The sequence below is a fragment of the Cyanobacteria bacterium GSL.Bin1 genome (assembly GCA_009909085.1).
GTDB lineage: Bacteria > Cyanobacteriota > Cyanobacteriia > Cyanobacteriales > Rubidibacteraceae > Halothece.
In genome coordinates this window covers 1-13,822 of sequence record JAAANX010000100.1, presented here as the reverse complement: position 1 = coordinate 13,822, position 13,822 = coordinate 1, and the positions used below count along the sequence as shown (strand labels likewise).

Here is a 13,822-nt window from a genome sequence, read left to right as displayed (position 1 = left end):
GTGGAGGAAGCATATTTTTGATGGGGTTGCTCACTCAAGCAACCTTTTTTTCGGAACAGGGGTCGGCTTAAAAGCATACCATACCTGCCTCACATGTTCCTTGTCATCCCTTAAGCTTATTCCCATTGGCGCAGTTCCTCTTCCGGCAAGGGTTCAAAGAAAGCATCTCCGAGTTGACCTTTTAATGAGCCAGGGGTTCGAGGAGGATGGTGTTCTTGCTCTAACCCTAAACGAAAGTGGTGAATGATGTCGTAAATTTCCGAAAGTTTGTCTTCAGGAATATTTTGTAGTTCTTGGATGATTTTTTCCTTAAACATCGCTTCGCTCCAAAAGATCAGGTCTGTTCTCTTACCATTACACAACCTAAAAAACTGACCATCGCTTGCAAGCGCGAGAAGAGACTTGAGTGGCGAGTTTGGAAACTTGATAATAGTGCGCTCTGCTGACTGCCCAAAGCTCAATCTCAATTACCCAATAACGTAAGCATCGGAGTTAATTTAATTGAGAAAGACCCTTATGGGAGAACGGTGGCAGAAATTTTTCTAGGGGAAACGTTCATTAATGCGGAAATGGTGAGAGCCGGTCATGCTTGGCATTATCGGCGTTACAGCGGGAACTGTCCTAATCGGGGCGAAATTGTGCAGGCGGCTAACAGTACACAGTTAACGGGGATGCCGCCGGAGGGAGTTTCGTAGGAAAAATTGAAGTGGAAGCGCGATCGCGACTTAACGGGAATTCATGGTTATTTCGATTTGTTCTTCACTCCTCGATCCTGTCCTACGGGGGCACTTGGGATTGAAACTGAGGCAAAATACAAAATATAAGGATAGCTTTGCAACATCGTGTGGTGATGGAAATGAGAAAATCAATATAGGCATTATTCAATGGCGCTATGCCAGAGTTAAGTTTTGATTGGGACGAGAGTAAGCGTTTTAAAAACATTGAAAAACATGGAATTGACTTCTATGTTGCTTCTAGAATTTTCTGGGGCAATACGATTCAGAAGAAAACTCGAAAAGGCGGAGAAGAGAGAAAAATAGCTATTGGTAAAATAGGGAATGATGTTATAGTTGTCGTTTTTGTAGAACGAGCAAACACCATCAGGTTGATTAGTGCTAGACCGGCCAAAAAATATGAGCGCGAACTCTACAGGAAACAAGACCCAGGTTTCGGGAGAAGAAATTTGGAAAGCTGAGGATCAAACAGATTGGGAACGGGTACGAGCAATGACTGATGAAGAAATTGAAGCCGCGATCGCTGATGACCCTGATGCGATTGATACAGATGAGGAATTTTGGGAAGATGCAGTTGATTGCCCTCCTCTGACTTTTGTCGAATAGGGGGTTTCGCTTCACTGCGTTAGGAAAAAGTTAACTTGCACAAAGCAATTAGTAATTAGTAATCTTTTAGTTAAAATCAAGAACACTCAGTTACCGGGAGGAAGAGACAGTTGTCCCTAATCTTTGAGATGATTAACGTTCAAACTGACCCTAGTACAACTGATACTAAGGAAACGATCATTGAAACGGTAGCTCAATCCAGCTCGTCTGAGCCAGAAAATTTGGATACCAGTTCTGAATCAATTGATCCACTCCAACGTGCTTTTAGCCGTTGGAGTGGATCAAAAGCCAACGTTGACGTTGTGCCTTAGCCAAACCTTGAAACCCGAACTCAACCCTAAGCCTAACAGCCTGTCATACTGGAGATTAGAAAGATGACAAAGTTGAGATGATTAGTTATGGAAAGCCAGTGCCAAGTACATCTCTGGTGCGATGGAGACCAACAAATGCTGAGAATTCCCAGTGAGTTTCAGTTGCCCAGTAATGAAGTCATCCTCCGCAAAGAGAATCACTGTCTCATTATCGAACCCGTTGGCAAGCCTTCTTTGTTAGCCGTCTTAGCCACCCTTCCCCAATTAGATGAAGACTTTCCCGATGTTGACGAAGGATTGCCGCCCCTAGAGGAAATTGAGCTTTAACCGTGTCTTACTTGTTGGATACAAATATCGTTTCCGATCTCGTGAAAAAACCAACAGGGCTTGTCGCACATCAAATTAAGCAAGTAGGCGAAGCTAACATCTATACCAGTATCATCGTCGCCTGTGAACTCCGGTTTGGTGCTAAAAAGAAGGGCTCAAAACGACTGCAAGACAATTTAGAAGCAATTCTAGTCGCCTTAACCATCTTGCCCTTAGAACCCCCGGTCGCTGAATATTATGCTGCCATTCGCACAGAATTAGAGCAATCTGGAAACCTTATTGGTCCCAATGATCTCCTGATTGCTGCCCACACCCTAGCAGAAGGTATGACTTTGGTAACAGACAACGTTCGTGAGTTTTCCCGAGTTCCCAATTTGAACTTGGAAAACTGGTTATCTTCAGGCAACTAACCTAGGGGAAACTTTTATCAATGCTGAGTTAGTTAGAAAAAGTCACGCTTGGCATTATCGGCGTTATAGCGGGAATTGTCCGAATCGGGGCGTGATCATTGAGGCTGCTGAAAATACACATTAACGGGAACGCCACCTTGGGAGTTTCGTAGGCAAAATTGAGGGGTTAGGCCGCAATTGCTTCTGGCCGACTCAGGTGCAGCGCGATCGCGAAATATCTATTCCTGAAAGAGTGCTTTGGAGATTTTAAAGTATGGAAATTCAAAATCAAGGGATCACTCGCTCTGGTGAAAAAGTTGATTATCTCCCCATGTCCTTGAAACAACATAATCCAGAACAGGTTGCCAGTTTAATTGATGAGTCATCACCCGAGTTATTTTCGCTAATGTTTGTTTCTCAGGCGATCCAGAACCTTACTCAACTCGTCCAAGGGTCTGAGAATCGGTTTAGCTATCAGTATGTTCGTGTTGCCCAGATCGCCGAGCAAGTGGTGGGGATGGCTATCATGGTTCCTGCTAAAAAGCTGTCTGTCAATACTGACTTTAAAAGACTTACTTACCGTCAACAATTACGGTTAGGATTGGTGAAACGCTTCATTCTTCCTTTGGTTTTACAGCAAGATTATCCGCAGGAGAGCTTTTATATTAGTAATCTGGCTGTGACTTCCAAATACCGCAATCAAGGGATTGGTCAACAGTTACTCTCCAATTGTATTGATGAAGCGGCTACTCATGCAGGCTCAGTTTATATCAGCGTTGATGTTGATAATGTGAGAGCGAAAAAGCTATATGAATCAATGGGCTTTCAGCTAGTGCAAGAGAAAGTGATCCGCTTGGGAGGATTTAGAATTGGTTCTTTGGTTTTAGCGTTATCACCTTGAAGGGTTTGCGCGATGCCCGTAGGGCGGTGGCTTCGCCACATCGCGCCTTTCCCTAAATCACTGCCACTTCATAACAAATGCATACATTCTTCTCCTTCAACATATCTAAAGGACAACACACCAAATTTCTTAGCCTTTAGAAACACTGAGTCCAAAAAAACTCTTATGATTAATAAAAAACTTGCTTTCGGTTTCATCGCTGTTGTTGCTTTCGCCACTCCCGCTGCTGCTCAACAAGCCCAAACGTCTGTCCAAAGCGCCAATACGCAAAATGCGGCAGTCAACGGTTCAACTGCGATTAGTAATAGGCGTTTGCGTAGCAAGCGAACAATTAACAACGCTAAGCCGTCCAATTTTGTGGACAAGCCCCAGAAATAGCTGATAAACTCAACGGTATGGAATGAGGATGATAATCGCGCTTTAACCGAAGAAGATGCCCTTGCTGAAGAAATCGCGGGTCGTTCCTTTAGTCGAGAAGAACGCATTAAGCTAGAGATGGAGACTTTGGCACAGCACTTTCAGCGTCGCCGTGAGTTGCTAGAAGGGGCGTTTACTGCTTCTGAAGTGGCAAAAAAACTGTTGGGAACGTCGCGTCAAACGCCTCATGATCGGGTGCGGAGTCAAACGTTACTGGCGATTCGGGATAATGGAAAGCTATATTTTCCCTATTGGCAATTTGATCCAGAAGGGTCTGATGGTCTAGTCGAGGGATTTCCAGAGGTGATCAAAGCTCTCCAATTGTCGGATTATGCCAGGATGGTGTGGCTGACTCGACCCAATCCCTACTTAGACAACCTTACGCCTATCGAAGCTCTCAAACAAGGGAAAAAAGAGCAAGTCATTGAACAAGCGCGTTCTGCTGAAGCAAGCCAGTGGTCTTAATCGAGTTACCTTCTCCAATCAGGTAGCTGATAGGAAAAATCTTTGTGGAAAGAAGGACGGAGTTGCTCTGATCAGGCTAGCTTTCCTCTACAATCTTAAAGTTATCTATGAATTGCTTGAGCAACTTATTCATATCCAGACCATACGATTCTTTAGTTAAAATTTTATCTTTAAACTGAATTTTTGTCTCTCTTTTAATCATAGATTCAAAGTAATATTTATGAATAAAATCTTCTTCAATATATTTGAATAAATCTTTTGAATTAAAGTTTGTTTGCTTCCATAGTTTAAAGATAGTAGTTTTTCTATTTTCATCTATAGCAGAAGAATCATAAGAATGAATCCGAAATTCTCCACTGTTTATAAAATTAAGTAGCTCATGAACTGATCGGACACTATACCCTTCTTCACGCCAACCCGGAAACATTCGATTTCCTGTCACAATGCATAAGGATAGTTTTGATGGCAATTTTTGCGATTTAATCTTATGAGCTATGTAGTCTCTAAATAATTCTTCTTGCCATAATTTTTGGAAATCACTTAACTGTTTTGCAGCTTTTTTGATATAATCGTAAGTAGTCCTTAACTCAAATGGACTACAGGGATGCAAAGAATTTTTACATTCAAATATAAATATGTAATCATCTATGACAGCTAATACATCGATTTCGCCATCAATTCCTTGAAACGAATACTTTAAATTGGATCGAAATATAGAAGATACTTCCTTTAAACATCTTTCCATTGCAAAAACAATTGGATCTTGAGATGATTCAGAATCAAATCTGAATCCAGTGGCTTGAAGGATATTTCTACAAAGATTAGAATTGGACAAAATTCCCAAAGGCAAAATTACCCACTCATTGAGCATAATAAATGGGTAAGTTTGTAGGTCAAAAAATTTATTTTTTTCTGGTGACCAAGCAAACAATTCAAAAAAAGAATTTACTTTTTTTTGACTAAAAAATTGAGCCAAAAAGTCTTTAAATGCACCAAGTTCAAATACTGGTAATATAGATCGCCAGAATAAATCAGTTCCTTTCAAACCATTATCTTCTATGTATTCCCAAAAAAGAAGAAACATAAAAGTAAATAGCCTTTGCATTTGAATGATATCAAATAAAGACAAATTTTTATAGACTGTAATTTCGTTGATTTCTTTGAAGGTAATAAAGAAATTCTTTTCAATATTTGATATAAACATTGTTTCTTCAAGAAAAATACTTTTGCTTCTTAAACATTCCTTTAGAGGCTCTACCATAGGAAGTTGCATCACAATTCGCTTCAAAGGATAATCTTTTACTCCAAAAGTAAAGTCTTTATGCAGGGTAAGCTCATCTAATTAGGTATCAATTGTACTTGACAAAAAACCAATAAAGAACTCAAGCAGTGGAGTTGAGTTCAGTTCTAAAATGTTGAAAACAACTCAAGAGAGAGAGCGAGTGATGGGGAAAGGATTTGCACCGAAAAAGTCAAGAGCTCAGTTGACTTCAGATAGTAAAAAGAAGGCAATGACTTCAATAGAGACTTTAGTCTCTAGCCTTTCCCATTCTTTTGAAGAAGTTCCCGACCCGAGAAGCCAAAGAACCCAAAAACACCGGCTCCAAGATATTTTAGTCATTGCTATTTTAGCGGTAATTGCTGGAGCCGAAGGGTGGGAAGATCTGGAAAATTATGGTTTGAGTAAACAGCAATGGCTAGAAGAATTTTTAGAGCTTCCAGAAGGTATCCCAAGCGATGATACTTTCCGTCGCCTTTTTGAAAAGTTAAACCCTCAAGCCTTAGAACAAGTGTTAGCCAAATGGTTGCAACAAATCCTTGGTTCCCTCAGCCAAGAAGTCGTTCCCATTGATGGGAAAACTCTCAAGGGTGCGGAATGCACTGCCGCTTTCCAGCTCGAATTGAATTCGAGCTGGGTCGGCAGTTCCTATGACCGTAATGCTGGCAGCAAAGCCTTACATTTAGTAACCGCTTGGGCCAGTGAGCAACGTTTAGTGCTGGGACAGGTGAAAGTCGAAGACTATTCTAATGAAATTACAGCTATTCCAGCTCTGTTGGAATTAATTGATCTGAGTGGAGCGATTGTGACCATTGATGCGATGGGCACTCAGACTGAGATTGTCCGACAGCTTCGCCAAAAAAATGCCGATTACGTTCTTGCCCTCAAAGCTAATCATCCGACTCTCTATTTTCAGGTTCAGCAATGGTTTGAGACGGCTTTGGCAACTAATTTTGATGGTTATGAACTCAGCCGTGACCGACGGGTAGAAACCGGACACCATCGTCGGGAAATCAGAGAGGTTTGGGCGGTTCCCCTCTCGGCTTTTGGCGGTCTTTACCAGCAAGAACAATGGCTCGGTCTCCAAAGCATCATCAGAGTCGAAAGAGTCAGACATTTGTGGAATCGAACTACTCATGAAGTGCAATACTATTTAAGTTCTTTACCTGCAGACGCTCAGCTCAATGGTCGCGCGATTCGTGAACATTGGGGGATTGAAAACCGACTCCATTGGACTTTGGATGTTACTTTCAACGAAGACCAAGGGCGCATTCGCTCTGGCCATAGTCCTCGCCACTTCGCCTTGTTGCGGCGGATGGCAATTAACGCTCTCAACTCTGAAACGACTCTCAAACGCAGTTTAAGGCAAAAAATTAAACGAGCGGCGATGAACAATGACTACATGATGACGGTTCTCAAAGCCTTTTGTCAAGCCTAATTGAGGTGCTCTTACCCTGTTCAATGACGCTATGCCAGAGTTAAGTTTTGATTGGGACGAGAGTAAGCGTTTTAAAAACATTGAAAAGCATGGAGTTGTGTTGGGTAGAATAACACCAATTTGCTTAGAAAAATAAAACAATGGAACTAATCATAGAAGAAGTAATTAAAAACTACCAAACAGGAATAAATCTTTTAATTTTAAGTAGTGTAATAAGTCAATTATTCATTTTATGGAAAAAAGGGACACTAGAAGAATTATGGACAAATATAGAAAATAGCAGGGTAATCGCATCTTATTTGGTATAAATTGTACTTGACAAGTGTTGTGATTGATGGGGTCGAATCTTGTCTACGTCAAGGTTGTCTCGGATGAGCGCAAGCGGTTAAGCTGAAGCTTGATGTTTCTCGGTAATTCATCATGGCCCAAGGCTTTGGCAAGCTCGTTCTCAAACCTCAGCAGGAACAAGAAGCTAAAATCCTGAAAAAGAGCGTTCTCAAGCATTTTCAACATCTGCAGGACCCCAGAGTAGAGCGCACCAAAGATCATAGCTTGGTTGCGATTATCACCATTGCGATTTTGGCAGTGCTCTCAGGAGCAGATGGGTTTGTGGCGATTGCCACCTACGGTAAAACCAAGCAGCCATGGCTAGAGACGTTTTTAGACTTACCCCATGGAATTCCATCTCACGATACCTTTGGTCGTGTGTTAGGCATGCTTGAGCCGCAGGAGCTAGAGAACAGCTTTCTCGCTTGGGTGAGCAGCATCACCGAGAAATTGAACCTCGAACTGATTCATGTGGATGGGAAAACAGCCAAAGGTTCCTACGATCGAGAAGGTAAACTTAAAGCACTGCATAGTGTAAGTGCCTGGAGCAGTGACCATGGGTTGGTACTGGCTCAACAGAAAGTTGATAGCAAATCGAATGAAATTACGGCCGTGCCCCTAGTGCTGAAGTTGTTTAACCTCAAGGGGGCGGTGGTCACCCTAGATGCCATGGGGACCCAGCTGGAGATTGCGGCCCAAATCAAGCAGGGCGAAGGAGAGTATGTGCTCGCTCTTAAAGGCAATCAAGGAAAGCTCAGCCAGCAAATCGAAGATTGGTTCAAGCAAGCTGAAGCCATTTCCTGGCAGGGGGTTGAGTTCAGCTATTCCGAGACGGTGGAGACTGGGCATCATCGGATAGAAACCCGTCAGGTGTGGGCGGTGCCAGTACATCAATTACCAACGTTACATCGGCAAAGTCAATGGCTGGGCTTAACCACCGTCGTGATGGTTCGGAGTCGGCGACAATTATGGAATCAAACAACGACCAAAGTTCGATTCTATATCAGTAGTCTCGAAGCGGATGCCCAGCGGCATAATCGGCTGATTCGTTCTCACTGGAGTATTGACAATAGTCTGCATTGGGTACTAGATGTCACCTTTAATGAAGATGCCAGTCGGATTCGTCAGGGGCACGCTGCGGAGAACTTGGGGTTGTTACGCCGTTTGAGTGTTAACTTACTTAAGCGTGAACCATCCAATTAAAATAAAAGTAGAGGCGTTTGCGTAGCAAGCGAACAATTAACAACGCTAAGCCGTCCAATTTTGTGGACAAGCCCCAGAAATAGCTGATAAACTCAACGGTATGGAATCACGAGAGCAGCTTAAAGAGAAAGATTTGAAGGAAAAACGGCTGACGAACCGTTTACGCTTGGCAACAAATCGAATCAAAGATGTGGAGCGAGAGCGCATCTGGGCGATCGCGCTTGGCGCATTCTGAAGGTTTATCAATCAGAAAGATTGCTGAAGTTACTGGCTTGAGTTCAAGCCGAGTCCATCAACTGTTACACACTGATGAAGCACGTCAAATCCCTGATTGGCTGACCGACCGACCAGATTCTAAGATCAAGATGGATGCCCAATCAGATGGTGGGGAGAAACCGTCGCTATTTGAGTGACAACAACAGTTAGCCGATGAAGGGGAAGTCATTCGTTGGTATATCGATTGGTTGGAGAAATTAGCCCGTGGTGAAAGAGTTGTGGTCAATCTCCGTGCCGAATCAGACTCAAGAACAGCCGATGTAGGTGTCGATCGCTCGTGGGTACTGCGAGTGCTGAAGCGAGTTGCTGCCAATCTCGATCAATTATCAGGAACTCTATCTCCAACATCAGAGAGTGAGGTGGAACCGAATTCGATGATTGCTGGTGTTAAGCTTCGGCATCGTCTAGCCGAACCAGAGCCAGAATTGTCATCTCTTAGTCACCGCGAACAAAGAGCTATTCTGAGAGAAAAGATGGGCTTGCCACCAATGTAACTTTGATGAGGTAAGACTTTAAGCCATTTTGTCCAGAAAAATGGACGGCTTAGCGTTACTCTTGGTTCGCTTGCTACGCAAACGCCTAATACTGAACTTCACAATCAGCAAATTCAGTTAGAACGCAATGGCTTCTACGATTACGAGCCGCAAGGCCAAGTTTTGATCCAAGAGTCGAACACGAGCAATGCTGCCGTTAATGGCTCCAGTGCCTTTTCTAACACTGAGCTGAACAGTCAACAAATTCAAGTGGAACAGGACAAGTTCTATTCACCCTACTTTGGTCACTAAGTTTTCTGAGGGGGGAATAAAATACACCCCTCCTCAACCCAATTCCAGAACAACTTAACAATGACCAACGGTCAAAGCAGGCGCCTTCCGTTTAGGAAGGCGTAATCTTTAACCAACGGTCATCCGCAGGCTCCGTCGTCTTACGGCGGAGTACGGATGACTCTTGGCCAATGTAAGTTGGTGTGTTACCGGTTGAGATCACCTTAAATGTCAGATTTTTTTACTTCCTTACTCTTCCTGCACTGTCTCATCGGTAGCATAGGCGCTCTCGTTGCGGCTAATAAAGGTTACAGTCGTCTAGTTTGGTTACTTTTAGGCTTGTTAGGAGGAACCTTGACGTTTTTTGTCGCTCTAACGCTCGCTCAGAGGCCAAAAAATTGATGTTGTCGCTAACCGAAGAGCTTAGGAGTGGGAATAACCTTGTCCTGATTTTTTACCGATTGTGGGCTGGATCGATGATGGAATTGTCCTCACTTTGCTGACCACCGAACTCTCTCGACTAGTGATTGACTATCGCCAACGTCGTCAGAACTTGATTGAGGTCGACTCCCCATCCGTAGATTCGGTCTCCCAGTAATTTTCAGCCTGTCAAATCAAAACTCACAAGGAACTCTATTCGGGGTAAAGAGGAGAGCCGTGCAAAATTGGATACGCTGTAACGTTTCCTACGGTATCACCTCTCGCTTTCACCAAGATGATGACATAGCGTCGGATGTTTGATCGCTCAAGCCTTAACTGATTCTTCTCCCGATTTCAACAAAAGCACTTATCAGTTAAGTAATAACAGTGTTGAAACGCACCAACATCACAGAGCGCTTTTCAAAAACAAATTCACTGTAGTCGGCAAGATTATCAAAACCCACCCAATTGAGTAAAATCTCCGCCATCAACCACATCAACATTCTGGTCCAGATTTTCTGCTGTCGCAATCGCATGAGTCTTCTCTTCCCAACGAGGTAGCGGAACCGAAACCCGAAAAAGTCCAATGGTCAAACGTTTAGAGGAGCAAGTGCTGTGCCGGACACACAGCACTTACTTGAGGAACGGAATGAACCACATAGCATGAACTAAATCTTTTATACTACTAATTTATATCATTTTTAAATAAAATATCAATCACAATAGGCAGCCAGAAGTAATTAAGAGAACTCTTCAAGCGCTTGCCCAAGTAGTTCTCGCACTTGCTCAATCATGCTTCGACCTCTGGGACTGCGAGCAATCGTAACGAGAACTTCCAAGGATTGGTCTCTCGAAAGCCGTTGTTGGTACCAACACTGTAAAACATCAAGAATCAAACTCATTTCATCCATGACGGCTCTCCTATTCATCACTTAATAAATAGCACCATATCATAATTTTTATGTTATTTAAATCGCTATAAGTTAAGGGATGTTGACCGGGTTCTCTTTTTTATCTCTCATATGTATTGCCAACAAATCGAGATTGAGTTATATTATGTCTGTACCATATATATGCTCCAGACATAAGTGAATACGAAAGCCAGAATCAGCACAAACTCAATCGTGCCATTGATACCCTCACCGAAAAGATGGCATCTCGCTACGGCGACAACATCAAGCAGGAAGCACGCCAGCAGTTCAGCAGTAAACTCCAAGTGAAAATGGAGCAAGCCGCTCAAGAAGCGTGTGAGGAAACCTGGAGTGAAATCGTTAGTGAGGCGAAACATATCCTTTCAGAATTAACGCAAGCTCAAACGTCTCGTTGTCTGGCTTATGAAAGAGAAACGCATCCGGTTTCTGAGTTTGAGGCTCAACTCCCCGAATTTGAAAGTTTAGATGAGAAATTGATTGCCGGACGAGAAAATACCTCTCATATGCGTCTCATTGGTGGGGAAACTTCGACCGAACAAGACATCTTTGCTGCTTATTCCATTGGCATGACCCCTCTCGAAATTGCTCATCAACTGCAGTTGAAAGAAACCGAAGTCAAAAAAGTTCTCAATGAGGTGGGTGAGGTTTAATTGTGATGACTTATTCTCTGGAACAACTCGAAGAAATTACCACTCTTAACCCGGCGCATCAACAAGCGGTTGAAGCACTCCTCGGGTTCTATCAATTTGTCCGTAGTACTTGGACGGCTAACGCGATCGCGCAACTCAAACAAGCTCATGATTTAGACTTGCGACGAAAGCAAGACCGCTTGCAACTGGCGCATTTCGCAGCCAGAGAAGAATTAGATTTTGCGCGATCGTTACCCGAAGGCTTGCAACCGATTGCGGATCTTCCCTCAGACAATCATTACCAATCAGCAACAGCAACAGCAGAAACGGAAACGGAAACGGAATCAGACAGTGAGCGCTATGCGCGCCTAGAAAAGTTTACGCTCTTACTCCTCACTGGACGCATTCTGCCTTCGGGTCCTCCTCTCAATGGAACGCAAGAAGCTCCGGCGATGCGAGTGTTAGGAAGCCCGAAAACGCTCACGGAGTTGGAAGCTAACTACAAACAACTGGTGAAACACCATCATCCCGATATTAGTCCCTTTTCCACCGATGAAGCGCAAGCCCGATTTACCTATATCCGCAAACTCTATCAACTAACCCGCAAATGTTGGGACCAACTTAAACCCACAGCAATTATTTCTCAGCAGACGTTGCAACATCGCTTGCAGGCGCGAGTCCCTTATTCTCCCGAAAGTTTCTGGTATTGGCTGGAGTGAGTGAATTGATTCAATAATTATTAGTTTGTTGGTAAATTGAGACAAGGGAGACAAGGGGGATTGGGGAGACAAGGGAGAAATGGGAAAAGAATCTCTCAAAAGTCATGAAGAGTTAATTATTTATCAAATGGCTTTTGAAGCAGCAATGAAAATCTTTAACTTATCAAAGACATTTCCAGTTGAAGAACGATATTCTTTAACTGATCAGATCCGAAGATCTTCTCGTTCAGTTTGTGCTAACTTAGCCGAAGCTTGGCGTAAGAGAAGATATGAAGCTGCATTCAAGGCAAAACTGAGCGATTGTGAAGCAGAAGCAGCAGAAACTCAAGTGTGGCTGAAAATTGAGGAGGGACCCCGCGCGGGTTTCCCGCGCAAGGGAACGCCCGACGATGCTGTTAAATGCCAATATTTGGATTTAGAACAAGGAAGAGAACTTTACGGAATTTACAATCAAGTTCTAAGTGGATTAGTAAACATAATTAATCATCCTCATCGCTGGGTAATTGGTAAGTAGAGAAATTCTCCCTTGTCTTCCGTGTCTCCCGTGTCCCCTCCTCTGTTTTGGCAACGCTGACGCAAGTTAAGAATTGTTCAGGTAGTTGCAAAAAACAAACGAATTGCTAGGCTAAGAGTAGAAAGATTGTAGAGAGTTGCAATGGAATCTGAAATAGATCGCTTTCCCGTCAAATCGTTAATGGAGCGATATAACATCACGCGCAGTGTGCTGTATAACCGCTTCAAAGGTTTAGGCATTATTCCCACTAAGTTTGGGCGACAGTCCTATGTCACGGGAGAGGAACTGGCGTTGCTGGACCAGTTGCACGAGTATATCCAAGCGGGGGGCTACATTACCGGCTTTATCCGTGAGTTTAAAATTGAGGAAGAAACTGAAACGTTGCGCTCTGAGGAGGAAACTGAACGCAATGGCAATCATTCAACAGCAACCATCAAGAGAAATGGTAATCAGCTGGCAACGCAAGCATCAGTCATCGAGTCGCCGGACGTGTTGGAGAAGGTGATTGAAACAACAGTGAGTAGTACCGTGAAAGCGATCCGGGCGAGCAACGAAGATACGCTAGAAGATTTGGAAACGTTGCAACGGATTGCAGATAACGGGTGGTTGATTCCAACGAAGCGATTAGCCCAAATCATCAATCGTGCGCCTTCGACCTTGGCGAGAAAGCCGGAGGTCAATTATTGTGGGTTTCGCTTGATTCGGGCGCATCAGGAAGGCAATCAGAGTTTGTGGCGCGTTCAGAAACCTGGATAGTTAGCTGGCAGCGCGATTACGCTCCTTACATCGTAAAAACCAATTAAGTAGTACGGGATGGCAAAAAGTGGTGATCGCACTGTTGAAAGATCAGTATGGAATGGGAACTATATAGGTTAGGATAGTGCAGCTATAGCAGTCAGGAATGATTCATGAGAAGAAGCCACATTCGAGGCGACGAGTACAGGGACGAGGGAATTAGTTTCTCACATCTGACTCCTGATTGCTATAATTCCTTTCATAACTTGATCAAAATAACATATGACAGTCAATTTTTAGGAATTTCAGTAATCAAGAAAATATGTATGTTAAGTACTTTGCAACCAACCGTGATCGCGAACATCTAGGACATGATTTTAATCGTGAAGATCGTACTAAGTTACAAAAAGGTGGTTATAACTGGATTGATACAAAA

The 13,822-nt window shown here is 43.3% G+C and carries 20 protein-coding genes; 16 read left to right on the top strand and 4 right to left on the bottom strand.

Annotated elements, in window-relative coordinates:
• Positions 1-116 precede the first annotated feature (116 nt).
• Positions 117-317 (bottom strand): hypothetical protein, encoded by a 201-nt coding sequence (locus GVY04_13850; GenBank protein ID NBD17177.1) that lies wholly within the window; start codon positions 315-317, stop codon positions 117-119.
• A gap of 129 nt (positions 318-446) precedes the next feature.
• On the opposite strand from GVY04_13850, the gene GVY04_13845 reads away from it, so the two are divergent.
• The 8 genes from GVY04_13845 (at position 447) to GVY04_13810 (ending at position 4,150) form a co-directional block, all read left to right on the top strand.
• A complete protein-coding gene (locus GVY04_13845) occupies positions 447-695 on the top strand; it encodes a hypothetical protein (protein NBD17176.1) in 249 nt (82 codons plus the stop codon).
• 197 nt (positions 696-892) lie between these two features.
• Complete coding sequence (locus GVY04_13840) at positions 893-1,195, top strand: BrnT family toxin (protein NBD17175.1); 303 nt, start codon at positions 893-895, stop codon at positions 1,193-1,195.
• Entirely contained in the window at positions 1,134-1,340 is a 207-nt protein-coding gene (locus GVY04_13835) for a hypothetical protein (GenBank protein ID NBD17174.1), read from the top strand. Before GVY04_13840 ends, GVY04_13835 begins: the two co-directional genes overlap by 62 nt.
• Positions 1,341-1,738: 398 nt before the next feature.
• Positions 1,739-1,978 (top strand): AbrB/MazE/SpoVT family DNA-binding domain-containing protein, encoded by a 240-nt coding sequence (locus GVY04_13830; GenBank protein NBD17173.1) that lies wholly within the window; start codon positions 1,739-1,741, stop codon positions 1,976-1,978.
• Positions 1,979-1,980: 2 nt separating this feature from the next.
• The gene (locus GVY04_13825) at positions 1,981-2,388 is read left to right on the top strand and encodes a PIN domain-containing protein (GenBank protein ID NBD17172.1); all 408 of its coding nucleotides are present in this window, start codon (positions 1,981-1,983) and stop codon (positions 2,386-2,388) included.
• A 253-nt stretch (positions 2,389-2,641) separates the two neighbouring features.
• On the top strand, positions 2,642-3,268 hold the full coding sequence (locus tag GVY04_13820) for a GNAT family N-acetyltransferase (GenBank protein NBD17171.1): 627 nt from the start codon (positions 2,642-2,644) through the stop codon (positions 3,266-3,268).
• Positions 3,269-3,433: 165 nt separating this feature from the next.
• Complete coding sequence (locus GVY04_13815; protein NBD17170.1) at positions 3,434-3,646, top strand: hypothetical protein; 213 nt, start codon at positions 3,434-3,436, stop codon at positions 3,644-3,646.
• Between the two features lie 117 nt (positions 3,647-3,763).
• Positions 3,764-4,150: a DUF2384 domain-containing protein gene (locus tag GVY04_13810; protein NBD17169.1), complete on the top strand. Its 387-nt coding sequence runs from the start codon at positions 3,764-3,766 to the stop codon at positions 4,148-4,150.
• A gap of 76 nt (positions 4,151-4,226) precedes the next feature.
• Here GVY04_13810 and GVY04_13805 read toward each other — a convergent pair whose 3' ends face one another.
• Positions 4,227-5,426, bottom strand: a complete 1,200-nt coding sequence (locus GVY04_13805; protein ID NBD17168.1) for a hypothetical protein — start codon at positions 5,424-5,426, stop codon at positions 4,227-4,229.
• Positions 5,427-5,595: 169 nt separating this feature from the next.
• Between GVY04_13805 and GVY04_13800 the strand changes: the two genes are divergently transcribed.
• The 4 genes from GVY04_13800 (at position 5,596) to GVY04_13785 (ending at position 10,035) form a co-directional block, all read left to right on the top strand.
• Complete coding sequence (locus GVY04_13800) at positions 5,596-6,867, top strand: ISAs1 family transposase (GenBank protein ID NBD17167.1); 1,272 nt, start codon at positions 5,596-5,598, stop codon at positions 6,865-6,867.
• A gap of 420 nt (positions 6,868-7,287) precedes the next feature.
• A complete protein-coding gene (locus GVY04_13795; GenBank protein ID NBD17166.1) occupies positions 7,288-8,397 on the top strand; it encodes an ISAs1 family transposase in 1,110 nt (369 codons plus the stop codon).
• 494 nt (positions 8,398-8,891) lie between these two features.
• A complete protein-coding gene (locus GVY04_13790) occupies positions 8,892-9,167 on the top strand; it encodes a hypothetical protein (protein NBD17165.1) in 276 nt (91 codons plus the stop codon).
• A 730-nt stretch (positions 9,168-9,897) separates the two neighbouring features.
• Entirely contained in the window at positions 9,898-10,035 is a 138-nt protein-coding gene (locus GVY04_13785; GenBank protein ID NBD17164.1) for a hypothetical protein, read from the top strand.
• Positions 10,036-10,310: 275 nt separating this feature from the next.
• Here the strand turns inward: GVY04_13785 and GVY04_13780 are convergent, their stop codons facing one another.
• A complete protein-coding gene (locus GVY04_13780; protein NBD17163.1) occupies positions 10,311-10,451 on the bottom strand; it encodes a hypothetical protein in 141 nt (46 codons plus the stop codon).
• 146 nt (positions 10,452-10,597) lie between these two features.
• Positions 10,598-10,768 carry a hypothetical protein gene (locus GVY04_13775; GenBank protein NBD17162.1) on the bottom strand — a complete coding sequence of 57 codons (171 nt, stop codon included), beginning with the start codon at positions 10,766-10,768 and terminating at the stop codon, positions 10,598-10,600.
• Between the two features lie 239 nt (positions 10,769-11,007).
• On the opposite strand from GVY04_13775, the gene GVY04_13770 reads away from it, so the two are divergent.
• The 4 genes from GVY04_13770 (at position 11,008) to GVY04_13755 (ending at position 13,407) form a co-directional block, all read left to right on the top strand.
• Positions 11,008-11,439, top strand: a complete 432-nt coding sequence (locus GVY04_13770) for a hypothetical protein (protein ID NBD17161.1) — start codon at positions 11,008-11,010, stop codon at positions 11,437-11,439.
• A 5-nt stretch (positions 11,440-11,444) separates the two neighbouring features.
• A complete protein-coding gene (locus GVY04_13765) occupies positions 11,445-12,137 on the top strand; it encodes a hypothetical protein (GenBank protein ID NBD17160.1) in 693 nt (230 codons plus the stop codon).
• A 79-nt stretch (positions 12,138-12,216) separates the two neighbouring features.
• Positions 12,217-12,651: a four helix bundle protein gene (locus GVY04_13760; protein ID NBD17159.1), complete on the top strand. Its 435-nt coding sequence runs from the start codon at positions 12,217-12,219 to the stop codon at positions 12,649-12,651.
• A 141-nt stretch (positions 12,652-12,792) separates the two neighbouring features.
• Positions 12,793-13,407, top strand: coding sequence for a hypothetical protein (locus tag GVY04_13755; protein ID NBD17158.1), 615 nt, complete (start codon positions 12,793-12,795; stop codon positions 13,405-13,407).
• Positions 13,408-13,822 lie beyond the last annotated feature (415 nt).

Excerpts from the sequence above, each read along its gene's own strand:
- GVY04_13850 (NBD17177.1), bottom strand. The coding sequence starts at position 317 with ATGTTTAAGGAAAAAATCATCCAAGAACTACAAAATATTCCTGAAGAC.
- GVY04_13810 (NBD17169.1), top strand. The coding sequence starts at position 3,764 with ATGGAGACTTTGGCACAGCACTTTCAGCGTCGCCGTGAGTTGCTAGAA.
- GVY04_13765 (NBD17160.1), top strand. The coding sequence starts at position 11,445 with ATGACTTATTCTCTGGAACAACTCGAAGAAATTACCACTCTTAACCCG.
- GVY04_13840 (NBD17175.1), top strand. The coding sequence starts at position 893 with ATGCCAGAGTTAAGTTTTGATTGGGACGAGAGTAAGCGTTTTAAAAAC.
- GVY04_13760 (NBD17159.1), top strand. The coding sequence starts at position 12,217 with ATGGGAAAAGAATCTCTCAAAAGTCATGAAGAGTTAATTATTTATCAA.
- GVY04_13775 (NBD17162.1), bottom strand. The coding sequence starts at position 10,768 with ATGGATGAAATGAGTTTGATTCTTGATGTTTTACAGTGTTGGTACCAA.
- GVY04_13830 (NBD17173.1), top strand. The coding sequence starts at position 1,739 with ATGGAAAGCCAGTGCCAAGTACATCTCTGGTGCGATGGAGACCAACAA.
- GVY04_13770 (NBD17161.1), top strand. The coding sequence starts at position 11,008 with ATGGCATCTCGCTACGGCGACAACATCAAGCAGGAAGCACGCCAGCAG.
- GVY04_13815 (NBD17170.1), top strand. The coding sequence starts at position 3,434 with ATGATTAATAAAAAACTTGCTTTCGGTTTCATCGCTGTTGTTGCTTTC.
- GVY04_13835 (NBD17174.1), top strand. The coding sequence starts at position 1,134 with ATGAGCGCGAACTCTACAGGAAACAAGACCCAGGTTTCGGGAGAAGAA.
- GVY04_13800 (NBD17167.1), top strand. The coding sequence starts at position 5,596 with ATGGGGAAAGGATTTGCACCGAAAAAGTCAAGAGCTCAGTTGACTTCA.
- GVY04_13795 (NBD17166.1), top strand. The coding sequence starts at position 7,288 with ATGGCCCAAGGCTTTGGCAAGCTCGTTCTCAAACCTCAGCAGGAACAA.
- GVY04_13755 (NBD17158.1), top strand. The coding sequence starts at position 12,793 with ATGGAATCTGAAATAGATCGCTTTCCCGTCAAATCGTTAATGGAGCGA.
- GVY04_13820 (NBD17171.1), top strand. The coding sequence starts at position 2,642 with ATGGAAATTCAAAATCAAGGGATCACTCGCTCTGGTGAAAAAGTTGAT.